Source organism: Flavobacterium jumunjinense (assembly GCF_021650975.2).
Taxonomy (GTDB): Bacteria; Bacteroidota; Bacteroidia; order Flavobacteriales; family Flavobacteriaceae; genus Flavobacterium; species Flavobacterium jumunjinense.
Genome location: NZ_CP091285.1, coordinates 385,159 through 406,873 on the forward strand (window position 1 = coordinate 385,159; position 21,715 = coordinate 406,873).

22 protein-coding genes are annotated in these 21,715 nt (G+C 30.4%); 19 read left to right on the forward strand and 3 right to left on the reverse strand.

The features are described from left to right. Window positions 1-65: 65 nt before the first annotated feature. Window positions 66-1,124: a 3-oxoacyl-ACP synthase III family protein gene (locus tag L2Z92_RS01930; RefSeq protein WP_236457169.1), complete on the reverse strand. Its 1,059-nt coding sequence runs from the start codon at window positions 1,122-1,124 to the stop codon at window positions 66-68. A 132-nt stretch (window positions 1,125-1,256) separates the two neighbouring features. Continuing rightward, entirely contained in the window at window positions 1,257-1,631 is a 375-nt protein-coding gene (locus L2Z92_RS01935; RefSeq protein ID WP_236457170.1) for a group III truncated hemoglobin, read from the reverse strand. A gap of 236 nt (window positions 1,632-1,867) precedes the next feature. Here L2Z92_RS01935 and L2Z92_RS01940 point away from each other — a divergent pair, with 236 nt between their 5' ends. Further along, entirely contained in the window at window positions 1,868-2,488 is a 621-nt protein-coding gene (locus L2Z92_RS01940) for a hypothetical protein (RefSeq protein WP_236457171.1), read from the forward strand. An 84-nt stretch (window positions 2,489-2,572) separates the two neighbouring features. On the opposite strand, the gene gcvP is transcribed toward L2Z92_RS01940, so the two are convergent. Next, window positions 2,573-5,416 carry an aminomethyl-transferring glycine dehydrogenase gene (gene gcvP / locus L2Z92_RS01945; RefSeq protein WP_236457172.1) on the reverse strand — a complete coding sequence of 948 codons (2,844 nt, stop codon included), beginning with the start codon at window positions 5,414-5,416 and terminating at the stop codon, window positions 2,573-2,575. Window positions 5,417-5,566: 150 nt separating this feature from the next. Here gcvP and L2Z92_RS01950 point away from each other — a divergent pair, with 150 nt between their 5' ends. The 18 genes from L2Z92_RS01950 (at window position 5,567) to L2Z92_RS02035 (ending at window position 21,709) form a co-directional block, all read left to right on the forward strand. Continuing rightward, window positions 5,567-6,376, forward strand: a complete 810-nt coding sequence (locus tag L2Z92_RS01950) for a UbiA prenyltransferase family protein (RefSeq protein WP_236457173.1) — start codon at window positions 5,567-5,569, stop codon at window positions 6,374-6,376. Window positions 6,377-6,549: 173 nt separating this feature from the next. Beyond that, complete coding sequence (locus L2Z92_RS01955) at window positions 6,550-7,080, forward strand: hypothetical protein (protein WP_236457174.1); 531 nt, start codon at window positions 6,550-6,552, stop codon at window positions 7,078-7,080. A gap of 4 nt (window positions 7,081-7,084) precedes the next feature. Further along, window positions 7,085-8,023 carry an alpha/beta hydrolase gene (locus L2Z92_RS01960; protein ID WP_236457175.1) on the forward strand — a complete coding sequence of 313 codons (939 nt, stop codon included), beginning with the start codon at window positions 7,085-7,087 and terminating at the stop codon, window positions 8,021-8,023. Window positions 8,024-8,166: 143 nt separating this feature from the next. Further along, window positions 8,167-8,781 carry a hypothetical protein gene (locus L2Z92_RS01965; RefSeq protein WP_236457176.1) on the forward strand — a complete coding sequence of 205 codons (615 nt, stop codon included), beginning with the start codon at window positions 8,167-8,169 and terminating at the stop codon, window positions 8,779-8,781. A 106-nt stretch (window positions 8,782-8,887) separates the two neighbouring features. Next, window positions 8,888-9,607 (forward strand): hypothetical protein, encoded by a 720-nt coding sequence (locus L2Z92_RS01970; protein ID WP_236457177.1) that lies wholly within the window; start codon window positions 8,888-8,890, stop codon window positions 9,605-9,607. A 38-nt stretch (window positions 9,608-9,645) separates the two neighbouring features. After that, window positions 9,646-10,230, forward strand: a complete 585-nt coding sequence (locus L2Z92_RS01975; RefSeq protein WP_236457178.1) for a Crp/Fnr family transcriptional regulator — start codon at window positions 9,646-9,648, stop codon at window positions 10,228-10,230. Window positions 10,231-10,280: 50 nt separating this feature from the next. Further along, entirely contained in the window at window positions 10,281-10,730 is a 450-nt protein-coding gene (locus tag L2Z92_RS01980; protein ID WP_236457179.1) for a DMT family transporter, read from the forward strand. 2 nt (window positions 10,731-10,732) lie between these two features. Next, window positions 10,733-11,464 carry a GNAT family N-acetyltransferase gene (locus L2Z92_RS01985; protein ID WP_236457180.1) on the forward strand — a complete coding sequence of 244 codons (732 nt, stop codon included), beginning with the start codon at window positions 10,733-10,735 and terminating at the stop codon, window positions 11,462-11,464. An 81-nt stretch (window positions 11,465-11,545) separates the two neighbouring features. After that, window positions 11,546-12,340 carry a DUF2314 domain-containing protein gene (locus tag L2Z92_RS01990; protein WP_236457181.1) on the forward strand — a complete coding sequence of 265 codons (795 nt, stop codon included), beginning with the start codon at window positions 11,546-11,548 and terminating at the stop codon, window positions 12,338-12,340. A gap of 360 nt (window positions 12,341-12,700) precedes the next feature. Next, window positions 12,701-13,552 (forward strand): hypothetical protein, encoded by an 852-nt coding sequence (locus tag L2Z92_RS01995; protein WP_236457182.1) that lies wholly within the window; start codon window positions 12,701-12,703, stop codon window positions 13,550-13,552. 347 nt (window positions 13,553-13,899) lie between these two features. Continuing rightward, the gene (locus L2Z92_RS02000; RefSeq protein WP_236457183.1) at window positions 13,900-14,385 is read left to right on the forward strand and encodes a T9SS type A sorting domain-containing protein; all 486 of its coding nucleotides are present in this window, start codon (window positions 13,900-13,902) and stop codon (window positions 14,383-14,385) included. Between the two features lie 6 nt (window positions 14,386-14,391). Further along, a complete protein-coding gene (locus tag L2Z92_RS02005) occupies window positions 14,392-15,579 on the forward strand; it encodes a hypothetical protein (RefSeq protein ID WP_140964365.1) in 1,188 nt (395 codons plus the stop codon). A gap of 83 nt (window positions 15,580-15,662) precedes the next feature. Beyond that, the gene (locus tag L2Z92_RS02010) at window positions 15,663-16,178 is read left to right on the forward strand and encodes a hypothetical protein (protein ID WP_236457184.1); all 516 of its coding nucleotides are present in this window, start codon (window positions 15,663-15,665) and stop codon (window positions 16,176-16,178) included. Window positions 16,179-16,277: 99 nt separating this feature from the next. Next, window positions 16,278-18,023 (forward strand): tetratricopeptide repeat-containing sensor histidine kinase, encoded by a 1,746-nt coding sequence (locus tag L2Z92_RS02015; RefSeq protein ID WP_236457185.1) that lies wholly within the window; start codon window positions 16,278-16,280, stop codon window positions 18,021-18,023. Further along, window positions 18,010-18,756 (forward strand): LytR/AlgR family response regulator transcription factor, encoded by a 747-nt coding sequence (locus L2Z92_RS02020; protein ID WP_236457186.1) that lies wholly within the window; start codon window positions 18,010-18,012, stop codon window positions 18,754-18,756. Before L2Z92_RS02015 ends, L2Z92_RS02020 begins: the two co-directional genes overlap by 14 nt. Before the next feature lie 136 nt (window positions 18,757-18,892). Then, window positions 18,893-20,215 (forward strand): beta-1,3-glucanase family protein, encoded by a 1,323-nt coding sequence (locus L2Z92_RS02025; protein WP_236457187.1) that lies wholly within the window; start codon window positions 18,893-18,895, stop codon window positions 20,213-20,215. A gap of 336 nt (window positions 20,216-20,551) precedes the next feature. Then, complete coding sequence (locus L2Z92_RS02030; protein ID WP_236457188.1) at window positions 20,552-21,007, forward strand: hypothetical protein; 456 nt, start codon at window positions 20,552-20,554, stop codon at window positions 21,005-21,007. 168 nt (window positions 21,008-21,175) lie between these two features. Further along, window positions 21,176-21,709 carry a hypothetical protein gene (locus L2Z92_RS02035; RefSeq protein WP_236457189.1) on the forward strand — a complete coding sequence of 178 codons (534 nt, stop codon included), beginning with the start codon at window positions 21,176-21,178 and terminating at the stop codon, window positions 21,707-21,709. The last annotated feature ends 6 nt before the right edge of the window (window positions 21,710-21,715 follow it).

The following is a 21,715-nucleotide window of genomic DNA, read 5'->3' on the forward strand; positions in this document are numbered from 1 at the left end:
AAAATTTTAAAACTGCTGTAAAAATAACTTTTATACTTTAATCCTTATACTTTTAAACAAAAAAATTACATTCTATATACTATTGCATTGATATTCATTCCTGCTCCAACAGATGCAAAAAGAATTACATCTCCTTTATTAATAGATTGGTTTTCGATTTTCTCATTTAGCAACAAGTCATAAAGGGTTGGCACTGTTGCAACACTAGAGTTTCCTAATTCATGAATACTCATTGGCATTATTCCTTCAGGTACAGATTGTTTATACAATTTATAGAAACGTTGAATAATGGCTTCATCCATTTTTTCATTGGCCTGATGAATTAATATTTTTTTCACTTGATTAATAGCTATACCACTATTATCAAGGCACTCTTTCATTGCTTTAGGAACATTATTTAATGCAAACTCATAGATTTTTCTACCATACATTTTTATATAGCAAACATCAGAATTTAATTCTTTATTGTATGACTCTCCAAAAAACAAATATTTAGCCTCATCAAACGCAAATGTTGCCGATTCATGAGCCAAAATTCCTCCTTCTTCATTTGTAGCTTCAATAACTGTAGCTCCTGCCCCATCTGAATAAATCATCGAGTCTCTATCGTGTTTATCTACAACCCTTGATAACGTTTCTGAACCAATAACTAAACATTTTTTAGCCATTCCTGCTTTAATAAAAGCTTGTGCTTGAATTACTCCCTCTATCCAGCCTGGACAACCAAACAAGACATCATAAGCAACGCATTTAGGATTTTGTATTTGTAGCAAATGTTTTACTCGTGTTGCTAAACTTGGAACAGTATCAGATTGAATTGAATTATGTTTAATATCACCATAATTATGTGCGAAAATTATATAGTCTAATGTTTCAGGATCTATTTTTGAGTTTTCAATAGCTTTTTTTGCTGCTATAAAAGCCATGTCAGAATTCACCATTCCTTCCTCTGCGTACCTTCTCTCTTGAATTCCAGTAATTTCTACAAATTTATGAGCAATTACATCATTGGAAGAATTAAACACAGAACCATCTTCATTTAAAAATTTATGGTTTGAAAAATCTTGATTTGTAACCTTTAGATTCGGTATATAACTTCCAGAACCTGTTATTTTGATATTCATAATATTGTGTTTCTGTAACGAATTTATTAATATTTTTCAGAAAATCGCTTAATCCGTTTGTAATATTTAAAGTTATTGCATTATAACCAAATTATTGCTAATAAAATACTTATTTCTTTATTTTAAAGCAATTTATTGCGAAAACTTTATTTGTAATACTGTAGCCATATTTAAAGCTTGGGTTTTCATTTGTTCTACTTTCTCTCCTTTAAAATACTCATCTAAAGTGGTGTATAAATGTTTCAACCATGTATCAAAGTGTTCTTTTGTAAAAGCCGATTTTTCATGGATATCTTTATGTTTTTGAAACATATTATTATGATATCCGCCTTTTAAAAATAATGCTTGCTCCCAAAAAGTAGCTAATATTTCAAAGTGTTCTTCTAAATGCTGATCAACCTTAGTTACTCTTATAAAGAAAAAACTAATAGTTTCATCAACTAATAGTTTGTCATAGAACTTTCGCATAATAAGTATTATATCTTCTCTCGTCTCTATGTCTCTCATTTCTTAATGCTCATTTTTATTAAACAGATCTGGCAATAAACCTTGCCACGTACTATTCTATTTAGTGTCAAAGATAATTATTTAAAAATATTTCGAACTAATATTTTTTTTCAATCGAAGCAATTAGTTACAAAAAAACAGGTATTTCTACTTATTGTTGAGATTTACAATATTAATATCTTTATTACCTAAACAAAACATACTAATATAAAACAAGTAATTAAAAAAACAATATAATGGAACAGATTAAACTAAACTTCATCAATAAATCTAACGACACAAACAACAGCAGTGTTGTCATTTTTCAAAAAAACGAGGCAATCAACTTTGATGAAATCGCAGTAGCTTGGAAAGTAATTAAAAACTGTGGTAGATTAGACAATCATCCATTTACATTTCCGTTACAATTTCAGGTATCTGCTAGTGATTCTTATGGAAACTACACTCCTCCATTAACAGCTTATGATGGTCAAGCTTTTGAAATGGTAAAAAGCACATCTGGAAATATTCTTGTGCTATCTACAACGCCAGCAGTTTCAATGTCGGAAGTAGAAATACAAAACAACTTACTAACAGGAACAATAAATGGAAACTGTTATAGAGATGGAAAACTTTTAGCTACAAAAATGAGTATTGCATCTGGTCAAAAAGCAGTCTTTGAATTCCAACCTAAAATTTTTATTGGAGTCGCCCCTCAGGTTGAAGAAGGAGAAGTAATGAACTCTGCTATTATTTCACAAATTAATACAGAAATTAATTTGATTGGGATTTTCAGTGGAGACATTGTAATGACAGGTGGTGGTTCAGGACCAAATTCAACCCCTTTTAATTTCACGCTCGAAAACATTAACAAATAAGCATATTAAAGAAATAGAACACTAAAAAAAGGCTTCGATAAAATCGAAGCCTTTACTATTATTAAGTCATAAAAGACCAATGTATTACATATATGCCTCAATAGGCGCACAGCTACAAACTAAATTTCTATCTCCAAAGGTTTCATCTACACGACGAACACTTGGCCAGAATTTATTATCAGCTATATATTCTAATGGATAAGCTGCTTTCTCTCTTGAGTAAGGTAAAACCCAAGTATCAGCTGTTAACATATTCAATGTGTGAGGAGCATTTTTCAATACGTTATTTGAATCATCAGCAGTAGCTTCTTCAATCTCTTTACGAATTGAAATCATAGCATCACAGAATCTATCCAACTCCGATAAGTCCTCAGATTCTGTTGGTTCAACCATTAAAGTTCCAGCAACTGGAAAAGAAACCGTAGGTGCATGGAAACCATAATCCATTAAACGTTTTGCAATATCAGAAACCTCAATGCCTTTTTCTTTGAAACCTCTACAATCTAAAATCATTTCGTGAGCGGCTCTTCCTTTTTCTCCTGAATACAAGATTGGATAATGCTCTTCTAAACGTGCTTTCATGTAGTTTGCATTTAGAATAGCATATTTTGTAGCATTTGTAATGCCTTCTGCTCCTAACATACAAATATATCCGTAAGAAATTAAACAAACTAAAGCAGACCCATAAGGTGCTCCAGAAATTGCAGTAATTGCTTGTTCTCCACCAACATTTACTAATGGATTACTTGGTAAAAACGGAACTAATTTTTCATTCACGCAAATTGGTCCAACACCTGGCCCACCTCCTCCATGAGGAATAGCAAACGTTTTGTGTAAGTTTAAGTGACAAACATCTGCACCAATAGTTGCAGGATTTGTTAATCCAACTTGTGCATTCATGTTTGCACCATCCATATATACTAAACCTCCATTATCATGAATAATTTGAGTAATTTCTTTAATAGCACTTTCAAAAACACCATGAGTTGAAGGGTAAGTTACCATTAAACAAGACAATTCATCTTTATATTGCAATGCTTTTGCTCTCACATCTTCTACATCTATATTACCGTTTTCCATTGTTTTAGTAACGATAATTTTCATTCCAGCCATAGCAGCTGATGCAGGATTTGTTCCGTGAGCAGAAGCAGGAATTAAACAAACTGTTCTTTGATTATCTCCTCGTGACTGATGATAAGCACGAATTGCCATTAAACCAGCATATTCACCTTGAGCTCCTGAATTTGGTTGTAATGTAGTTCCTGCAAAACCAGTAATCACATTCAATTGATGTTCTAATTTTTTAAGCATTTTAGTATAGCCTTGCACTTGATCTAATGGAGCAAATGGATGGATTGTATTCCAATATGGCATACTTAAAGGCAACATTTCAGCAGCTGCATTCAATTTCATTGTACAAGAACCTAAAGCAATCATCGAATGATTTAAAGACAAGTCTTTACGCTCTAATTTTTTAATATAACGCATCAAACTTGTTTCAGAATGGTATTTATTGAATACTTCGTGCGTTAAAAATTCCGATTTTCTGTTTAAGTGCATCGGATAATTGTTATCTAAAACATATTCAGAAACTTCAAAAGCTTCTTTTCCTACTGCTTCAGCGAAAATAGCAATTACTTCATTAACATCTTTAAATAAAATCGTTTCGTTTAAAGAAATTGAAATTGTTTCGTCATCTATATAGAAAAAATTCACTTCTTTGCTTTCAGCGATTGCTCTCACTTTTTTAGCATCTGCTTTCACAACAATAGTATCGAAATATGCAGTATTTGTTTGATAAACACCCAACTTATTCAATGCGTTAGCCAAAGTTGAAGCCATTCCGTGTACTTTATCTGCAATATATTGTAGTCCTTTTGGCCCGTGATACACAGCAAACATTCCAGCCATTACAGACAATAAAACCTGAGCTGTACAAATGTTTGAAGTTGCTTTTTCACGTTTAATATGTTGTTCACGTGTTTGCAATGCCATACGAAGTGCACGATTACCATCAGCATCTTGCGAAACTCCGATAATTCTTCCTGGCATAGAACGTTTAAATTCTTCTTTAGTGGCAAAGAACGCAGCATGAGGCCCACCATAACCCATTGGAATTCCAAAACGCTGTGTTGTTCCTACCACAACAGCTGCTCCCATTTCTCCTGGAGGCGTCAGTTTTACTAATGATAAAATATCTGCCGCAACTGCTACTTTTATTTCATTATCGTTTGCCTTTTTAATAAAATCTGCATAATCATATACTTGTCCATACTTTCCTGGATATTGAAGTATTGCTCCAAAATATTCGTCAGAAAAATCAAACTCTTGGTGATTACCAATTACTAATTCAACTCCAACTGGTGTAGAACGTGTTTGTAATACAGATAATGTTTGTGGTAAAATCTCTTCAGAAACGAAGAATTTACAAACATTATTTTTCTTTTGCTCTCTTGATCGAACATCAAACAATAGTGCCATTGCTTCAGCAGCAGCAGTACTTTCATCTAATAAAGAAGCATTAGCAATTTCCATTCCTGTTAATTCGATAACAGTTGTTTGGAAATTTAAAATAGCCTCTAAACGACCTTGTGCAATTTCTGCTTGATATGGTGTATAAGCAGTATACCAACCTGGATTTTCAAAAATATTTCTTTGAATTGCTGGTGGAACAATTGTTGGATGGTATCCTAAACCTATGTATGATTTAAAAACTTTATTTGTTCTACCCAATAAACGAATATGGTTTGCATATTCATATTCGGTCATAATATGTTCTAATTCCAATGGTTTCTTTAAACGAATATCTGTTGGAATAGTTTCGAATATTAATTGATCTAATGTCTCGACTCCAATGGTTTCTAACATTTTTGGTAAGTCGTTTTCTCTTGGTCCTAAGTGCCTTAAAGCGAATGCATCTGTTTTCATATCCTTAATAAATATGTATAATTTGTGTGTGTTGTTATTGGGGAACAAAAGTAATTATTAATCTTGTAATAAATCGACTTTAAAAAGCTATTTTTTGTGATTTTATGAACTAAACGTCATTCTTATTAACACATTGCTTATTTTTGTTTCATGAGCATTTTAAAAAATATTCTTAGTTTTTATATCGAAAGCAGTCTTCATGTTGCTTTTGCCGTCTATGCTTTAGTGCGAATTACTTTTTTAAAGTTAAACATTCCTTATGACGAAGCAGTAACCTTATTTGGATTTTACGGAACTATAGTTGGCTACAACTTTATAAAATATGATGAATTGGCTCGTATTAAAAAAGTAAAACTAACATTTCGTTTTAAAGCTATCATTGCTCTAAGCGCAATCTCTTTTTTAGCAACTTTTTATTATTTTTTAGAACTTCAAACCAAAACAAAATGTATTGGCTTTCTCGCTTTGATAATTACAATTCTTTACACTTTGCCATTTTTCCCAAACAAAGAGAACATGAGAAACTGGAGCGGTGTAAAAATATATCTTGTCGCTCTAGCATGGGTAGGTGTTACTGTTTGTTTACCTGTTATTAATGCCAATCACGATTGGAATAGTATCGTGTTTTTAAAATGCATTCAACGTTTTATATTAGTGTTTGTATTAATGCTCATTTTTGAGATTATTGATTTAAAAACAGACAATTGGCACTTAAAAACAATACCGCAACAAATTGGAGTTTCTAAAACAAAATATTTAACCTATTTACTCTTATTGTTATTTTTCTTTTTAGACCTCATGAAACCTAACATCTCTTTTAGGAGCATGATAACAACTTTCTCTATCGCTTTGATTGTTGCACTTTTTACTTATTTCGCAACAATTAAAAAGAATAAATACTACACTAGTTTTTGGGTAGAAAGTATCCCTATCTTTTGGTTAATACTTCTCTTAATTTAATTCATTAACTGATTACAAATTAAATAGATCAAAAAAAACTATTCTTACAGCAACTATTTATAAAAATGACTACAGCTATTTTTAACATCTTTTTATGTAGCACTTTCTTTGTTTTTTCAATTTGGCTACATAAATTGTAGCAAAATTAGTTTTTAATCAAAATTGCTCCGTTAATGAAAAAAGTAAAAGAAGAAAAAGCGATTAGAGAATTATTAGGCGCTACACAGGAAGAGATGGCTTTATTATTATTCGTTACGCGAAGTCGGTATTCTTTATTTGAATTAAAAAAAAGAAGCTTACCTAGGAAAGCTATGACAAGACTTTCTGAAATGCTTTCTTTTATTCAAAAAGCTAAAAGCGACGCTAAAAAAAACGACAAAACAAGCACAGAAGAAATTCAGAAAAAGAAAGAGCTTATTGAAAAGGAAATAAAAAACAATCTTTTTCAACAATACAAACTAGAGAAAAAATTATTCAGTCTCGAAAAGAAAAATCAAAAGGGTTTAGCCGCTATACACTTAGCGGACTATTTAGCTCAAAATGATGAATTTGGCAAAGAAATCGCTAATAATTTCCGAGAAAAAGCACATTATGATTTAAAAAAAAGCAGCTTTGAAATAAGAGAAAAGCATAAATTAAAACTACTTGCTTTAAAAGCGTATCATAAAGAATTAAACAAAGCAATGAGCGACTTAAAACTTTAAAAAAATGAAACTATTTTTCAAAAAAACACTACGAATACTTATACTATTATTCATTATTTTAAATGTAATTGCGTTTTTTCATGCCTATAAATTCACTCATTTCAGCCAGAGCATTACCGAAAGAACTAAAAGTCCTGAAAAACTATCTGCTTTTGAAAAAATAAAAATTGTTCTCACTGGTGTTAATAATCCAAAACCTAAAGGCACAAAATTACCTACTCAAAAATTTGAAACTTTTACATTAAAAAGCAACAAAGAAATTGAATGTTGGAGTATTAAAAAAGAAAGTTCAAAAGGTACTATTATTTTATGTCATGGTTATAGTGGAGAAAAATCGATGATGCTAGACAAATCAGATATTTTTATAAAAAATGGGTATAGCACATTATTAATTGACTTTATGGGAAGCGGCAATTCTGAAGGAAACCAAACTACCATTGGTTATATGGAAGCGGAACAAGTAAAAACTGCTTATGATTATCTCAAAAATAAAGGAGAAAAAAATGTTTATTTATTTGGCACATCTATGGGAGCAGTTGCTATAATGAAATGCATAAACGATTATAAAATTAGCCCAAAAGGAATTATCATTGAATGCCCTTTCGGTTCCATGTATCAAACAGTTTGTGCAAGATTTGACCGATTGAAGGCTCCTACTTTCCCTATGGCAGGAATACTTCTTTTTTGGGGAGGTGTACAAAATAGTTTTTGGGGATTCGATCACAACCCTACAGAGTATGCAAAAAACATAGCCTGTCCTACTCTATTATTATATGGTGAAAACGACAAAAGCGTTAATAAAGACGAGATTGACGCTATCTTCAAAAACATTACAGGTAAAAAAAAATTGAATGTATACAAAAATACAGGACATGAAAATTATCTTATAAAAAACAAAACCGAATGGACAAAAAACACTACAGATTTCATTTTCGAAAACTAAAAAACAGTTTTTTATTACAAAGTGCGTATTTATACGTACGAAAAACCTAAGAAACTACGTATAAATACGTATTGTGCAATACAATCTATAATCATAACTTTGCTGAAATTTCAAAAAAAATACAAACTTTTAAATTCAACAAAATGAAGTCTATTAAACTTACGGCTCTTCTAATTACACTTTTTGCATTCACAACCTCATGCAATCAAGAACCATTACCCGATTTATTAATCGAAAACACACAAGGATATAACAAATTAACGGATTATATTTATTCTCACTATCCAAATTTAAAAGACAGTATTGAAGTATTAGATTTTAGCTATTCTGCCGGATTAGAATCTCCAGACAGAACAGACAAATACAGCGACATGAACATCAGTTTTGTACATGGTAAGGACAAGAATACAATTGTAAATTACTCTATTAACAATACTGGTAAATTAAACAATGCAATTATAGACATTAGTGTTGGAGATATACTTAACAAAAAACTATCTAACAATTACGAAACATATGAACCTTATCTTTTTTCTGCAAAAAGCATCGATTTTAAAGTAATTAACGAAGTGATTTTAAAATCGATCACTCTTTTTAAAGCAGATACAAATGTAGAAAAGTACTTTTGCTCTGCAGTTAGTATAGAAAAAGAAGATGAAAACCTTGTTCTTTCAATTACAATTAATGAAGAAAAACAAGTTTCAGGTATTCACAAAACTTATGATTGGTCAATTGACGGTAAAAACCAAATAAAATAATTTATTGCGAGGGTTTTGTTTTAGATGCTAAAACAAAACCCTCGCTTTTTTTAAAATGAAGTAGATACAATTTACAAAGACTTTACTACTATAAACCATAACAAAAATGAAAGAAGAAAATTTTGAAGAGATTATTAAAAATGACGAATCACTTAACAAGCTACTAAATCAAAAAGATGTTAGTGTTTTTAGCAATTTTTCAAACAGTAATTTTAAAAATGAAGACTTCAAAAAACATATTAACGAAGCGTATAGAACAAGCTATAAAGAGGTCTTCGATAAAAGCTTTGGCACTTCCGAAGAAGGAAAAGTAACAACGCTATTCAGATCTGTAGAATTTTTAGCAACACCAGAATTCAAAGAAGAGATTTGCAACGATTTAGAGAAAATAATTACAGCAGCTTTAATTAATATAGACACCTATAAAAACACATTACAGTCTAAGCCTTCAGATGTGAATATGCCTAATCATTATAAAAAATTCATTAATGCGCTAAATATTGTGAACATAGATATTCTGAACAGGTTTGATGATAATGAGAAAATCAAAACTATTAAAAATCAAATTCTAACTTCTGTTTTTGACATTTGCGACATTCTAAGCCAGTTACCCGATAACACAGCTTACAAAATGAATACTTATAATCTAATTTTAGAAAAAGTTCAAAAAATTAAAGACCTTGGTAATCAAAAAGAGCGTTTTGAGATTCACAAACAAAAAGAAAAAACAAAAAATATAGGGATGCAGGTTAAACTATTTGCAGGATTGGCCCTTGTAATTTTATTTGCAATAATTAGAATATTAATTACATTTCTTCGTCACTAATATTTTTTTAAAAACACATTCATAAAAAACGAAACACAATGGATAAAAATATTACAGATTTTATCTCTAAAACATTTCTGTCCTATTATCCTGTGAGTGAATACTCTTTATCACTTCTACATTCTATTGCAACAATTAAAAAATTAAAAAAGAATGAAACCTTATTATCTTTCGGGCAAATATCTAAAGAGTCTCACATTCTATACAAGGGAATTGTTGTTTCTAATTTCTTATCGGATGAAGGAAATACCTACCACAAAAATATATTTCTAGAAGGTAATTTCCTTGGATCTACGGTTTCTGCATTAAAAAGTGAGCCTTCTAACTTTTCTTTAGAAATTATAGAAAATGCTACTATTATTAGTTTCGATTATTTAAAATACAGAACCCTAATAGAAGAGAATGAAGATTTAAAAAACTTCTATGTTGCTTATCTTGAAAAAAATTGGATTATAATTAAGGAACAAAGAGAGATTGATATTGTAATGAAAGATGCAAAAACAAGGTATTTAAATTTCATCAATCTTCATCCTGAAATAGAAAAAAGAGTTCCTCTTCATTATATCGCATCTCATTTAGGCATTACACCTACACAATTGAGTCGCATTAGAAAAAACACATAACCTCAACATATGTAAAGAAAATATAGTTTTCATCTTCGCATCTTTGTCAAATGAAAATTATTTTTATTTATTGTGCAGCATTCATTGGAGGTGTGTTTTTAGCCATACAAGCTGGTTTTAATACGCAACTAGGTTCTATTTTAAAACAACCTCTTATAGCAGTAATCTCAACCTCGATTACTAGCGCTTTATTTGCAAGTATTGCTTTGTTTGCATTTAACAAAGACAACTTTCAAACGAATCATTTCATTCAAGTGCCAACCTATTTATGGTTTATTGGCGGACTTTGTAGCGCAATAGGTATTTCATTATATTTTTATACTATTCCAAAATTAGGCATTTCAAAAATGATCTCTTTTGGTCTATGTGGTCAACTTGCATTTTCTTTAATTGCAGGAAAATATGGTTGGTTAAACCTTCCTATTGAACCCATCACAACAAAACATATCTTAGGTATTTTATCTATGATAATTGGTATATTTTTAATCAATTCTAAATAAAAATGAACACCATCGAATTAAACATTAACAATCTTACAGCGCTTTGGAAAAGTGCTTGCGTTCCTTTTAATAGTTATAGTACAAAAGACGAGATTGAATATTGCTCTATTCCTAATTCAAATTGGCCCAATAGAATTTGGACAAAGGAAAAAATAACGAAAGAAAACATAGTAAAGATTTCGGAAATAATTCAAAACTATAAATCAGAACTTGTCTTTTCTTTTTTTAATCAAAATAGCTCAAATGAAGAGGATTTAATTCTAGAAAATGGTTATTCTGAAAATTTTAGTCAATATGGGATGAGTTTAAAACTAGATAACACATTCAACACGAATTACCTTCTAGAATTTAAAAAAGTTACAACACAAAAAGAATCTAAAAATTGGTGTATTGCGTTTAAAGAAGCATTTGGTTATATAATTAGTAGTGAAACTGTATTTAAAAATTGTGCAAAAATTGATTATTTCATTATTTTTCATCAAGACCAAATTGTTGGAACAATTCTTTATTATATAACAAACAACACAATAGGAATTCATAGTTTAGGAATTATTCCATCCATGAGAAAGAAAGGTTATGCTCAAGATATTATGTGCCACATTCTTAACAAAGCATTAAATTTAGGAATTCCCTTAGCAACACTTCAGGCATCAAAAATGGCTAAATCGATGTATGAAAAATTAGGTTTCACTACAGCATTTGTCCTTCAAAATTTCAAATTAAATTCAAATTAAATGTTTTGCACTTCACTATCTCTTCATTCAAAATTATTTTATATTTGTTAAACACAATTATAATGTAAACAAATTATTGCCATGGGATTATTTTCTAAAATGTTCAAAAAGGACGAAAAAGAAGACGAAAAGAAAATTGTTTTCGCAAAACAAACGCCAACAATGGAAGATGCATATAAAAAAGCACAGGATACTTTCAATTATTTTTGGAGAGAAGTATATTGGGAATACAGAAGAATAATTCCAGCACATGATTTATCGATTGTAAAAATTCCTTTTCAACAAAAGTTTGAAGAATTTGACGAACCTATTGTTGAACATATGTGGATTAATGAGATTGAGTTTGATGGAGAAAACATTACAGGTATATTAATGAACACTCCAAATCAATTAACTAACATTACTAACGGTGATAGTGTTTCAATTAAACTAAGCGAGATTAGTGATTGGATGTTTTCCATTGGAGGAAAAACGCATGGTGGATTTACTATTCAACTTCTTCGTTCAGATATGAGTGAAAAAGAAAGAAAAAACCATGATGCTGCTTGGGGTTTAGATTTTGGAGATTATGATGCTATTTTAGTGGCATATGAACAAGAAAAACATCCTGAAAATTTAATTGAACATCCTATGAGTAAAAATATGGTAGAAAAATTTCGCGAGTTTTTAAATAATAATCCTGATGAAATAAATGCCAAGGACGATTTAGGCTATACAATGCTACACAGAGAAGCAATTGCAGGGAACAAAGCTATAATTGACGTTTTAAAAGAATTTAATGTAGACTTTAATGCTCGAACAAATCAAGGCAAGACTGCATCCGATTTTGCACAAGATTTAAATTGGGAACACTTAATTCCAATATTTCAAAAATAAAAAACAACTATTCCAACAGATATTATATTTTTCAATGTTTACACACATTATACTTACTTTTTTTATCTGTTGGAATCTTTTTTTAGAAAAAAAAACACTTAAGTTTTCTTTCTAAACTTACTTCTCAATTCTATTTTTTTACTTTGTTTAAAAAAACTACTTTTTAAACAAAGTAACTTATTCGTTTTTTATGCTATTCATTTGCATATCATTCTCTTATAGTTATAGTATACAAAATATTAAAATTTTCATTTAAAATGCTATAAAACAACCCTCTATATCATAAAAAGTGAAATAACCATAAAAAAACATATTTTTTTTATTCATACTTTTGTAATCCCTAAATTTAACAAATTACCTATGAAAAAACAATTACTCACTCTTGTTGGGTTTGTGTTGTCATTGCTTGCGCACGGACAAATGGCAGAAGAAGCCATTCAACTTAAAAAAATCAATTGCGTTGAAACCGATTTAAAGACTGGTGAAAAACTAACAAAAACGTATTCTTTTGAAAATGGAAAGTTAACATCAATTCAAACTTCCGATGTTATTCAGTATTTCTACTACAATAAAGATGGAAAACTTGATCGAACACTTAAAGAAAACGAAAATAATTACTGGAAAGAATTAACAACCTATTTTTATGATGCTAATGACAATTTAGTCAAATATATTAACAAATATGACGAAGGAAATAAAAGTGTTACAAAAACAGTAACCTACAAACACCAAGGTGGGCGTATAAAAGCAATTACAAAAAGTAGTATTAGCTCAGCAAAATTTGTTCAAAGTATTGATTATTTTTTCAAAGACGGAAAAATTGTTAGTGAATCAGAACGTAACTTAAGTGAAAAAATCATTAACAATAAGCGTATTGATTATAATGAAAATGACATTGTAACCTATAAAGGGTTATTTGGTGATAAAACGGTTGACAGTTATGATTATGATGATAAGAAGTCAGCAATGCTATTATTAATTAAAAATGTTTTTGGAGCAAATTATCAAACTATCGTACATCTAATCTCATCACAAGAGAAAGAATTTCCATTAGAATCTATTTCTGAACACAATTTATTGAAGTTCTCATCGACTTCACCCTCAAAAACAGAATATTCGAAAAAATTCACCTATAACAACTTCGGCTATCCAGAAAGTCATACACAAGTCATAGACAAAACAAAAACGGTTGTTACTTATGAATATGAATAAATAACTTTTAATATAAGAATATTAAAAAGCTACAATTTAAAAACAGACTTTGGTCTGTTTTTTTTATACAAAAAAATAAAGTACCTACGATTCAATTCAATCATTTTTAAGAAAAAAGCTACCTAACTCATATCTTGTTCTTTAAAAAGCTAATTTCGTTCCATTATTTGCTCATCTTGTTCAAATTAGCTTATAAAATTAATTGTTTTCAAACTATATTTGTATAAAATTACTGTATAACCAAGAAGATTAAAATTGTTTTGCATACAAAGTTTTGCTGTTCACAACATTTAAAAAAAACACTTTTAATATATCTGTAATTTTAATGATTTTAAAACACTTAATTTATGAAAAACAAAAAAACAAAGTACTATGTAGCTATGCTATTTAGTTTGGGAGTTTTCACAATGAATGCTCAAAATGCCACCGTTAGCGCTGGAAGTAACGCTTCTTCTACAGAAGGAAATGTTTCATTCTCAGTTGGCCAACCGTTCTACACAACAAACACAGGCTCAAATGGATCTGTAGCTCAAGGTGTACAACAGCCCTTTGAAATTCAAACGGTATTAGGAACCGAATTGTTTTCAATTCAATTAAAAATGTTGGCTTACCCAAACCCAACTACTGATGTTTTAAATTTATCTATTGATGAAAGTGAATTGTCAGGCATGTCTTATGCGCTTGTTGATTTTAATGGCAGAGTAATTAAAAGTAGTGTAATCTCAAACCAAAGTACTACTATTTCTATGGCAGAATATCAAAAAGCGATTTACATTCTTAATGTAACTCAAAACAATACCATTATTAAAACTTTTAAAATTATTAAAAAATAAAAATATATGAAAAAAATAATTACTCTTATAACTGTATTATTAATTAATACAATTGCATTTGCACAAGCTCCACAAAAAATGAGTTATCAAGCTGTTATTAGGGATGGTAGCGATGCATTGGTAGTTTCAACAACAATTGGAATGCAAATCAGTATTTTACAAGGATCTTCAACAGGTACAGCAGTTTATGTTGAAACACAAACACCATCAACAAACGCAAATGGATTAGTTAGTATTGAAATTGGTTCAGGATCAGTTGTTTCTGGAAATTTTTCTACTATTGATTGGTCTACTGGAAACTATTACATCAAATCGGAAACGGATTTAGCTGGCGGAACATCTTATACTATTTCTGGCACAAGCCAGTTGTTAAGTGTGCCTTATGCAATGTATGCAGGCAATGCTGGAGGAGGTTTAGCAAACGGTTCGGCAATTGGAGTTTCTCCTTTTTGGAATGGAACATCTTGGGTAACGAATAACACTAATTTTTATAACAACGGTACGAATATAGGTCTTTATACTACAACTCCAACGGCCCAATTAGAATTAGCAGATATTTACAATGCAGGAGGAAAAAACCTTCAAATTGGAGATGATGTTTATTTAAGTGATGTTGATGTACCTAATGTTTTAGGAATTTATGGCGTTCAAGATTCAGATCGTGCAGCTATAAAATTAGGGAGTACAGGTCCAGAAGTTTGGGGTTTAAATAATAATATTGGTATTGGTAATAATAATCCAACAGCAAAATTAGATATTGCAGGTAATGTAAAAATTAGTGATGGAACTCAAGGTGCAGGAAAAGTTTTAACTTCAGATGCTAACGGATTAGCTACTTGGACTGATGCAGCACCTTACTATCATCTTACGAATGTATATGGAACACCTTCAGCTCCTTTTACACTTGGAGGTAATGGAACAATGGTTACTTTTGCTATTTATAATAATTGCGCTCAAGGTTCAGCATATGGAGGAACTATGATGATTGACCCAACCGGACAAGTGACAATTATAAACTACGCAAATGTATTAGCAACAGCAACCATGTCTGCTACAGGTAATGTAATTTCTTTAGAATCTGGATGTGGAACAATAACTATAACATTAAATGTCTCAGGAACTTCTTGTACGATGACTACAGGAGGAGTAGCAGGTGCATATACAGAAGTGAAATTAACTACGTTTAGAATATAAATCAAATTTAAAAAGAGAAGCTTAAAGCTTCTCTTTTTTTTAAACTAACATTTAAACTTAATTTTAACCTAAAAACAATTATTATGAGCAAAACAAACCAAAAAGACAGTTCTTGCGAAAAAACGGTAAGACCTGCTGGAATAGAAATACAGAAAGTTATAGTAAGTAAATTGGATTTTCAAATAAAATTTCCTAGTCCAAGACATAACAAACCCCTACCTCCAACTGTTCAAGTTGCAATAAACAACACTAAAGAAATGGAAATTAGCATTGTTGTATTTGTAAGCGAAAATACAAATGTAGATCCAAATAATTTATGTGTTATTCAAGATTTTAGCTATACTAACGATCAAATGCCTTATGCTAATTTTTACGTATGTTATGATGTAACTCCAGAGTCATGTTCGACTTTCAATGTTTTTCAATTGACATTCAATGCGATTAATTCTCCTAAAGGATACACTCCAAATATAACTTTACCTAATGATATGCCAATGCCAAACATTTTAGATTTAAAAGAAATTGTTTCTTTTTTATGGGACGAAGACCCTGTTGGTTCTAGAGGAACAGTTACTACTGTTCAACAAGGAGTAGGTTAGTCAGTATTTTTTAACTTTAACATGAGAAAATCCATAATTAAAAAACTTATGGATTTTTTTTAAATATATTTGTACTTACTCCAAAAATCATATGAGACAATGATTAAAGTAAGACTATTTATATTGACAATATTTTTTTTTTATACTTCATTTCTTTTTTCTCAAAAAGACATTGATAGTTTATTTTATTCTTCCATAAAAACAATAGTAAAAAAGTACCCAAAAGAGCATAATATTCAAAAAGCTTCTTTGTTTTTTTATCAAAAAAATTGGGATTCGACTCTAGTATATTCAATGAAACAGCTAGTGATTCCTAATCAAAAAATAAATTTAGAAAATTATTGCCATTTTCTAAGAGGATTTAGTTTTAAGCAGAAGAAGCTCTTTAAAGAAAGCAAAAAAGAATTTTATTTAATATCACCTGAATTTCACCTTTATCATATTGTTAGATTACTTTTAGGTGAAATTGCTTTAGAGAAAAAAGAGTTTAAAGAAGCTATTAATTATTTTAAAGAAATTGAATTTTTGAATGATAGTAAGCTTCTGTTTATAAAAAAACACACAGTTACACATAATTTAGGTTTATGTTATTTACACTTAGAAGAATTTGATAAAGCAGAATTCTATTTACTTGAAAGTGTAAGACTCCAAGAACAACAAAAAGATTCTTTAATGCTTGTTGGTTCTTACGGAGATATTGCTACTTTATACTACGATCAATATAGAGACAATCTTGCTATTCCTTTTTTTGAAAAAGCATATCAGCTGTCTAAAAAAACAAAAGATTTTCAGTTAAAACAGAATACAGCTCTCAACATGGCTGTTGTGGAAGAAAATCGTAAAGATTTTCCGAAAGCATTAGCCTATAGGAAGGAATTTGAGCAATGGAAAGACTCTTTGAACGATCAGAATAAAGTTTGGGAAGTTGCACAATTAGAAAAACAATTCGCAGTTAAAGAGAAACAAAAAGAAGTAAGTCTGCTACAAGCGGAAAACAAAATAAAAATAGCCGAAAGAAATGGATTGTTCTATTCTGCTTTAGTTTTACTTTTACTACTTGGAACAGGTTTCTATTTCTACAGAGAAAAAATAAAAACCAATAAAATTATAGTAGCACAAAAAGAAACCTTAGACGAATTGAATGCTACAAAAGACAAGCTTTTCTCTATCGTTAGTCACGATTTACGTTCTTCTGTAAATGCAATGAAGACTAGTAATACTAAACTACGAGAAAATTTAACTACTAAAAATTTAGATGAAATTGATGCACTTCTGCATCAAAACAATACCATTGCTAACAGTACCTATAATTTATTAGACAACTTATTGCACTGGGCATTATTACAAACGAAACAATCCTATTTTGAAATCATTTCTATGCGTTTGTTCTTTATTGTAGAACAAGTAGCTTTTAACTACCAACCTTTACTATTAGAAAAGAATATTCAGTTTGAGAACACTGTTTCTAAAAAAGATCTCATTTATGCTGATCAAGAATCGCTTAAAATTATTCTTCGAAATTTTTTAGACAATGCCATTAAATTTTCCAATGAAAATGGCACAATAAAAATTTATTCTCAAAACATGGATGATAACTATTGTAATTTAATTATTGAAGATAACGGAAAAGGAATGACCGAAACCACTAGAACAAATCTTCTAAAAGAGACTACCCTATTAGCTAAAAAAGAAAATGAGAATACTATTGGAACAGGTTTAGGAATGCAATTATGCAAATCGATGATTCAAAAAAATAAGGGTAAATTAGATATAGAAAGCGGATTAGGAAAAGGAACAAAAATCATCGTATCTTTGTCTAAAACCGTCCCAAATGAACAACATTAATGTACTAATTATTGAAGACACTCCTACGGAAAGTGATGCGCTAATAAAAGTTCTAAAAGCAAATGATTATAATGTAGTCGGTTTAGCAACGAATCATAAAGATGCTTTACACTTATTTTACAACAATAAAATAGACATTGCAATCATTGATATTTTTTTAAATGGTTCTCCTGACGGTATTGCTTTTGCCGAAACAATAAACGTTGTACCAAATGCATCAAAACCTTTTGTTTTCCTTACAAGTTCTACTGATAGACAAATATTTGAACGTGCTAAATTGACAAAGCCGTTCAGTTATTTAATGAAACCTTTTAATGAACTTGAACTTCTATACGCATTAGAATTAGCTGTAGAAAAATTCTATGCACAAAATGATGTTTTCCTTAGTGATGAAGAAGACACCGTAATCAGCGAAGAATACCTATTCATTAAAAAAGGAAAATCATTAAAAAAAGTACTTATTACTGAAATAGTTTATATTGAAGTAGAAGAGAAATACTGCAATATCGTTACTGAGAAAGAAAAGTTTGTTATTCTAATTTCTTTAACTAAGATTTTAGAGCTACTTGATCAAACAATTTTTTCAAGAACACACAGAAACTACATCGTAAATACTCAAAAAATAACAGAAATTATTCCTTCCGATAATCTAATATTATTAAATGGAGGCCACAAAGTTACATTGAGCGAGAAATACAAAGACATCATAAAAAAAGTACGTACTTTAAAATAAGTCATTTTTCTTATATAACCATATATAACTCTCGTTCTTATATTTTAATGTCTTGTGCCTATTTTTTGAAACTAACCTATTTTTGAAGCTACCTTTATTGAAGTAAATAATTAACTAATTTAAAAACTTTAAAAGTATGGCAACATTAAAAATAATTTTCAAAAACAACAGTAACTTACCTGATAAACTTGTGTCCATTGGATTTGTTTCAGGAAGTGCAACTGCTCCTTTCAGTATTAATTATCCAAGTCCGAATTTGTTAGAACCTTTAGAACTGGAAATAAAACCTTTAAATCAAGAAGTTGGAAAAGGAAATTGGTATTCGTTTGATACATTAAAAAATGGAGTTTCCATCCAAAATTTTAGTGGCCGAATTTATATTTCCTATGGCCAAACATGGTCAGTTTTGAATGCTGGCTACGAACCTGCACAAAACATTACCGATGTAAATTTTTTTCTTCGCTATGACAAAATGGAACTCACCTTTAATGGAAATGCAGCAGATGTAGCCGACTTAACAAGTATCGATTATTGGAGCATTCCTATGCAGTTAGAAACTTCTCTAAACGGAGCAACTGTTCAAACCGATAATGGAATTAAAACAGGGATAACTTCTTATGACATATATTCACAATTAAACGCACTAACAGCAACACCACAGTCTGGTTTAAGTGATGCACTTCCTGCACTTGTACCTGGCAAATTCACAAGACAACCCAATCAACCTGGTACAGGGTTTGCTCGCATCATCGGTCCTTCTTCTTATCCTCCAGTTGGAGGTGTTCCCGTGATTCCTTATTCTCTCTTTGACAAATACCTAAACGATTTAATCAAAAATTTTGGCCCAAATACTTCAATTGGAAAAACAATAACTGGATTAGGAAAAGGAACTATTGCAACCATTTCAGGTCAGTTTAATGGTGTTGGCCCAAATGTACCTGCTTCAGGACCACAAAGTGCGCAAGCTTATGATTTAACTGCTTCAATAGATGTTTCTGGAGATATTACTTTAACAGGAACTGTAGGAAACGTTTCAACTACTATGGTTTACAAAAAAAGTGATCTTATCAACCCGAGCGGAATTTATGGTGCTAATGCTGCTTTTTCTCTTAACGGTGGAGCATCACAAAATCCTGCAAACGATGTGTATGGTTGGATTACTGGTGATTTATTAGCAGGTTTTAACATTGGAGCTATTGGATCAGAAACTACAATTAACGGAACAAAAGTTGGAGCGATGACGAGTAGTGAATGGTTTACAATACCTAATACCTCTTTATTTAGTAATTTACAAAGCAGTCCTTCAAATTACAATCAATATGCGGCAACATTACAAAAACTTTCAGATGCCTATAATTTTGCGTATTCAGATCGTTTTTCTCCTGTATTAGTTTCATTAAACCCAGCAACTATTGATACATTACAAATTTCGTTGCTCAATGTATTGGAAGCTATGTAATTACAACAAACAACCACACCTATCTCTATGAGCTCAAATAATTATTGAGCTCATTTTGTTTACTGAAATACGCTAACTAGTTTTTTTTTCAATTGTCCATAACCAAAACACACCATTGAGCGGTCTTGTTCTATAATTATCCTTACTCGTGGATAAAACTCCTATACTCATTACATTCCTTCGATTTAACACATTATAAATTAATAACTTTATTACAGAAGTTAAAAACTAGCTAGGTTTATTCTTTAAAAAAGTGGAGCTCAGTAATCACTATAAAAACGAGGCAAAATCTGAAAAGCCTTATGAATAGGAACAAATAAATAAATTTAAGAAATTATGGAAACAACTAAAGTATTTCAATTATCAGCATTAAGTCAAAACGATGCTGGTGCAGCAGACGGCAACACAATTCTTTGTGAAATTACAAAAATCACTAATGGAAGTTTAAGAACTGGTTCATTTCCTGTTAATAAAGAAGTCCCTTTGCCAACACCTCCTGGTCAAAATAGTTCAGGACCAACTCCAACTTGGTTCTTACAACCAGACGGTGCTATTTCAGAGACTTCGTTTGAGTTACAAATCTCATGTCCGACAGATAAAAATTATCCAACTACTTCCATTACCGTAAAAGCTTCAGATGTAGAAAAATGGGCGGCTATTTCATACAACGACAGAGATAATCAAATTTATCAAAATGGAGAATATGGCATTTTTGGTTTTGCACAAGAAGGTCCAAATGGTTTAATCTATACTATCACGGCAGGCGTTTTGAATCCTCAATTACAAGGATAGTCGCTTATTGTCATTAAAAAAAAGGTAATCAAAAACCAATCAAAAAGTTGCAAGTTTTCTTGTAACTTTTTTGTTTTCTGCCGTAAAATAATTTGAATGGAAACAAAAAACATGAAAATAAACAGTAAATTTACTTAGAACAAATAATTCAAATTAAAAACAGCAAACATGATCCCAACAATCCCAACAAAAAAAGACATTATTAATCCTCCAGGAACCCAATTAAACACTGAAATAATTGTAACTCCAACTGGCTATTTGGATTTAGGCGCTACATTTGAACAACCTTTACCAACTCTACCTCAAGCCATTAGAAACGAAAACAATTCAAGCATTACTGTTTCTGTTATTGTCTTAGTTAATACGACACTAGAACTACTAACATTTAAAATAAACCAACTTTTTACAATAAGTAATAATGGAGAAAGACAACTTCAATTTTTTATTTACTGTGATGAAGAACAACTTATTTCAATTGGTGAAAATTTATCAACTAATAACACTTACAAATCTTTTAAAGTAAATTTTACGACTAATAACACTACAGGGTTCCCTATTGGTCCTGAAAAAGTAGTTTATCCTGAAAGGTATATATCTAGCAAAATTGAAATTAAAGATATTAATTTGGTAGAGACTTTCCTTTGGGATATTGACCCTAAAACTTCAAGAGGAACTGTGACTTCAGTTGGATCTGCTGTATAAGATCTA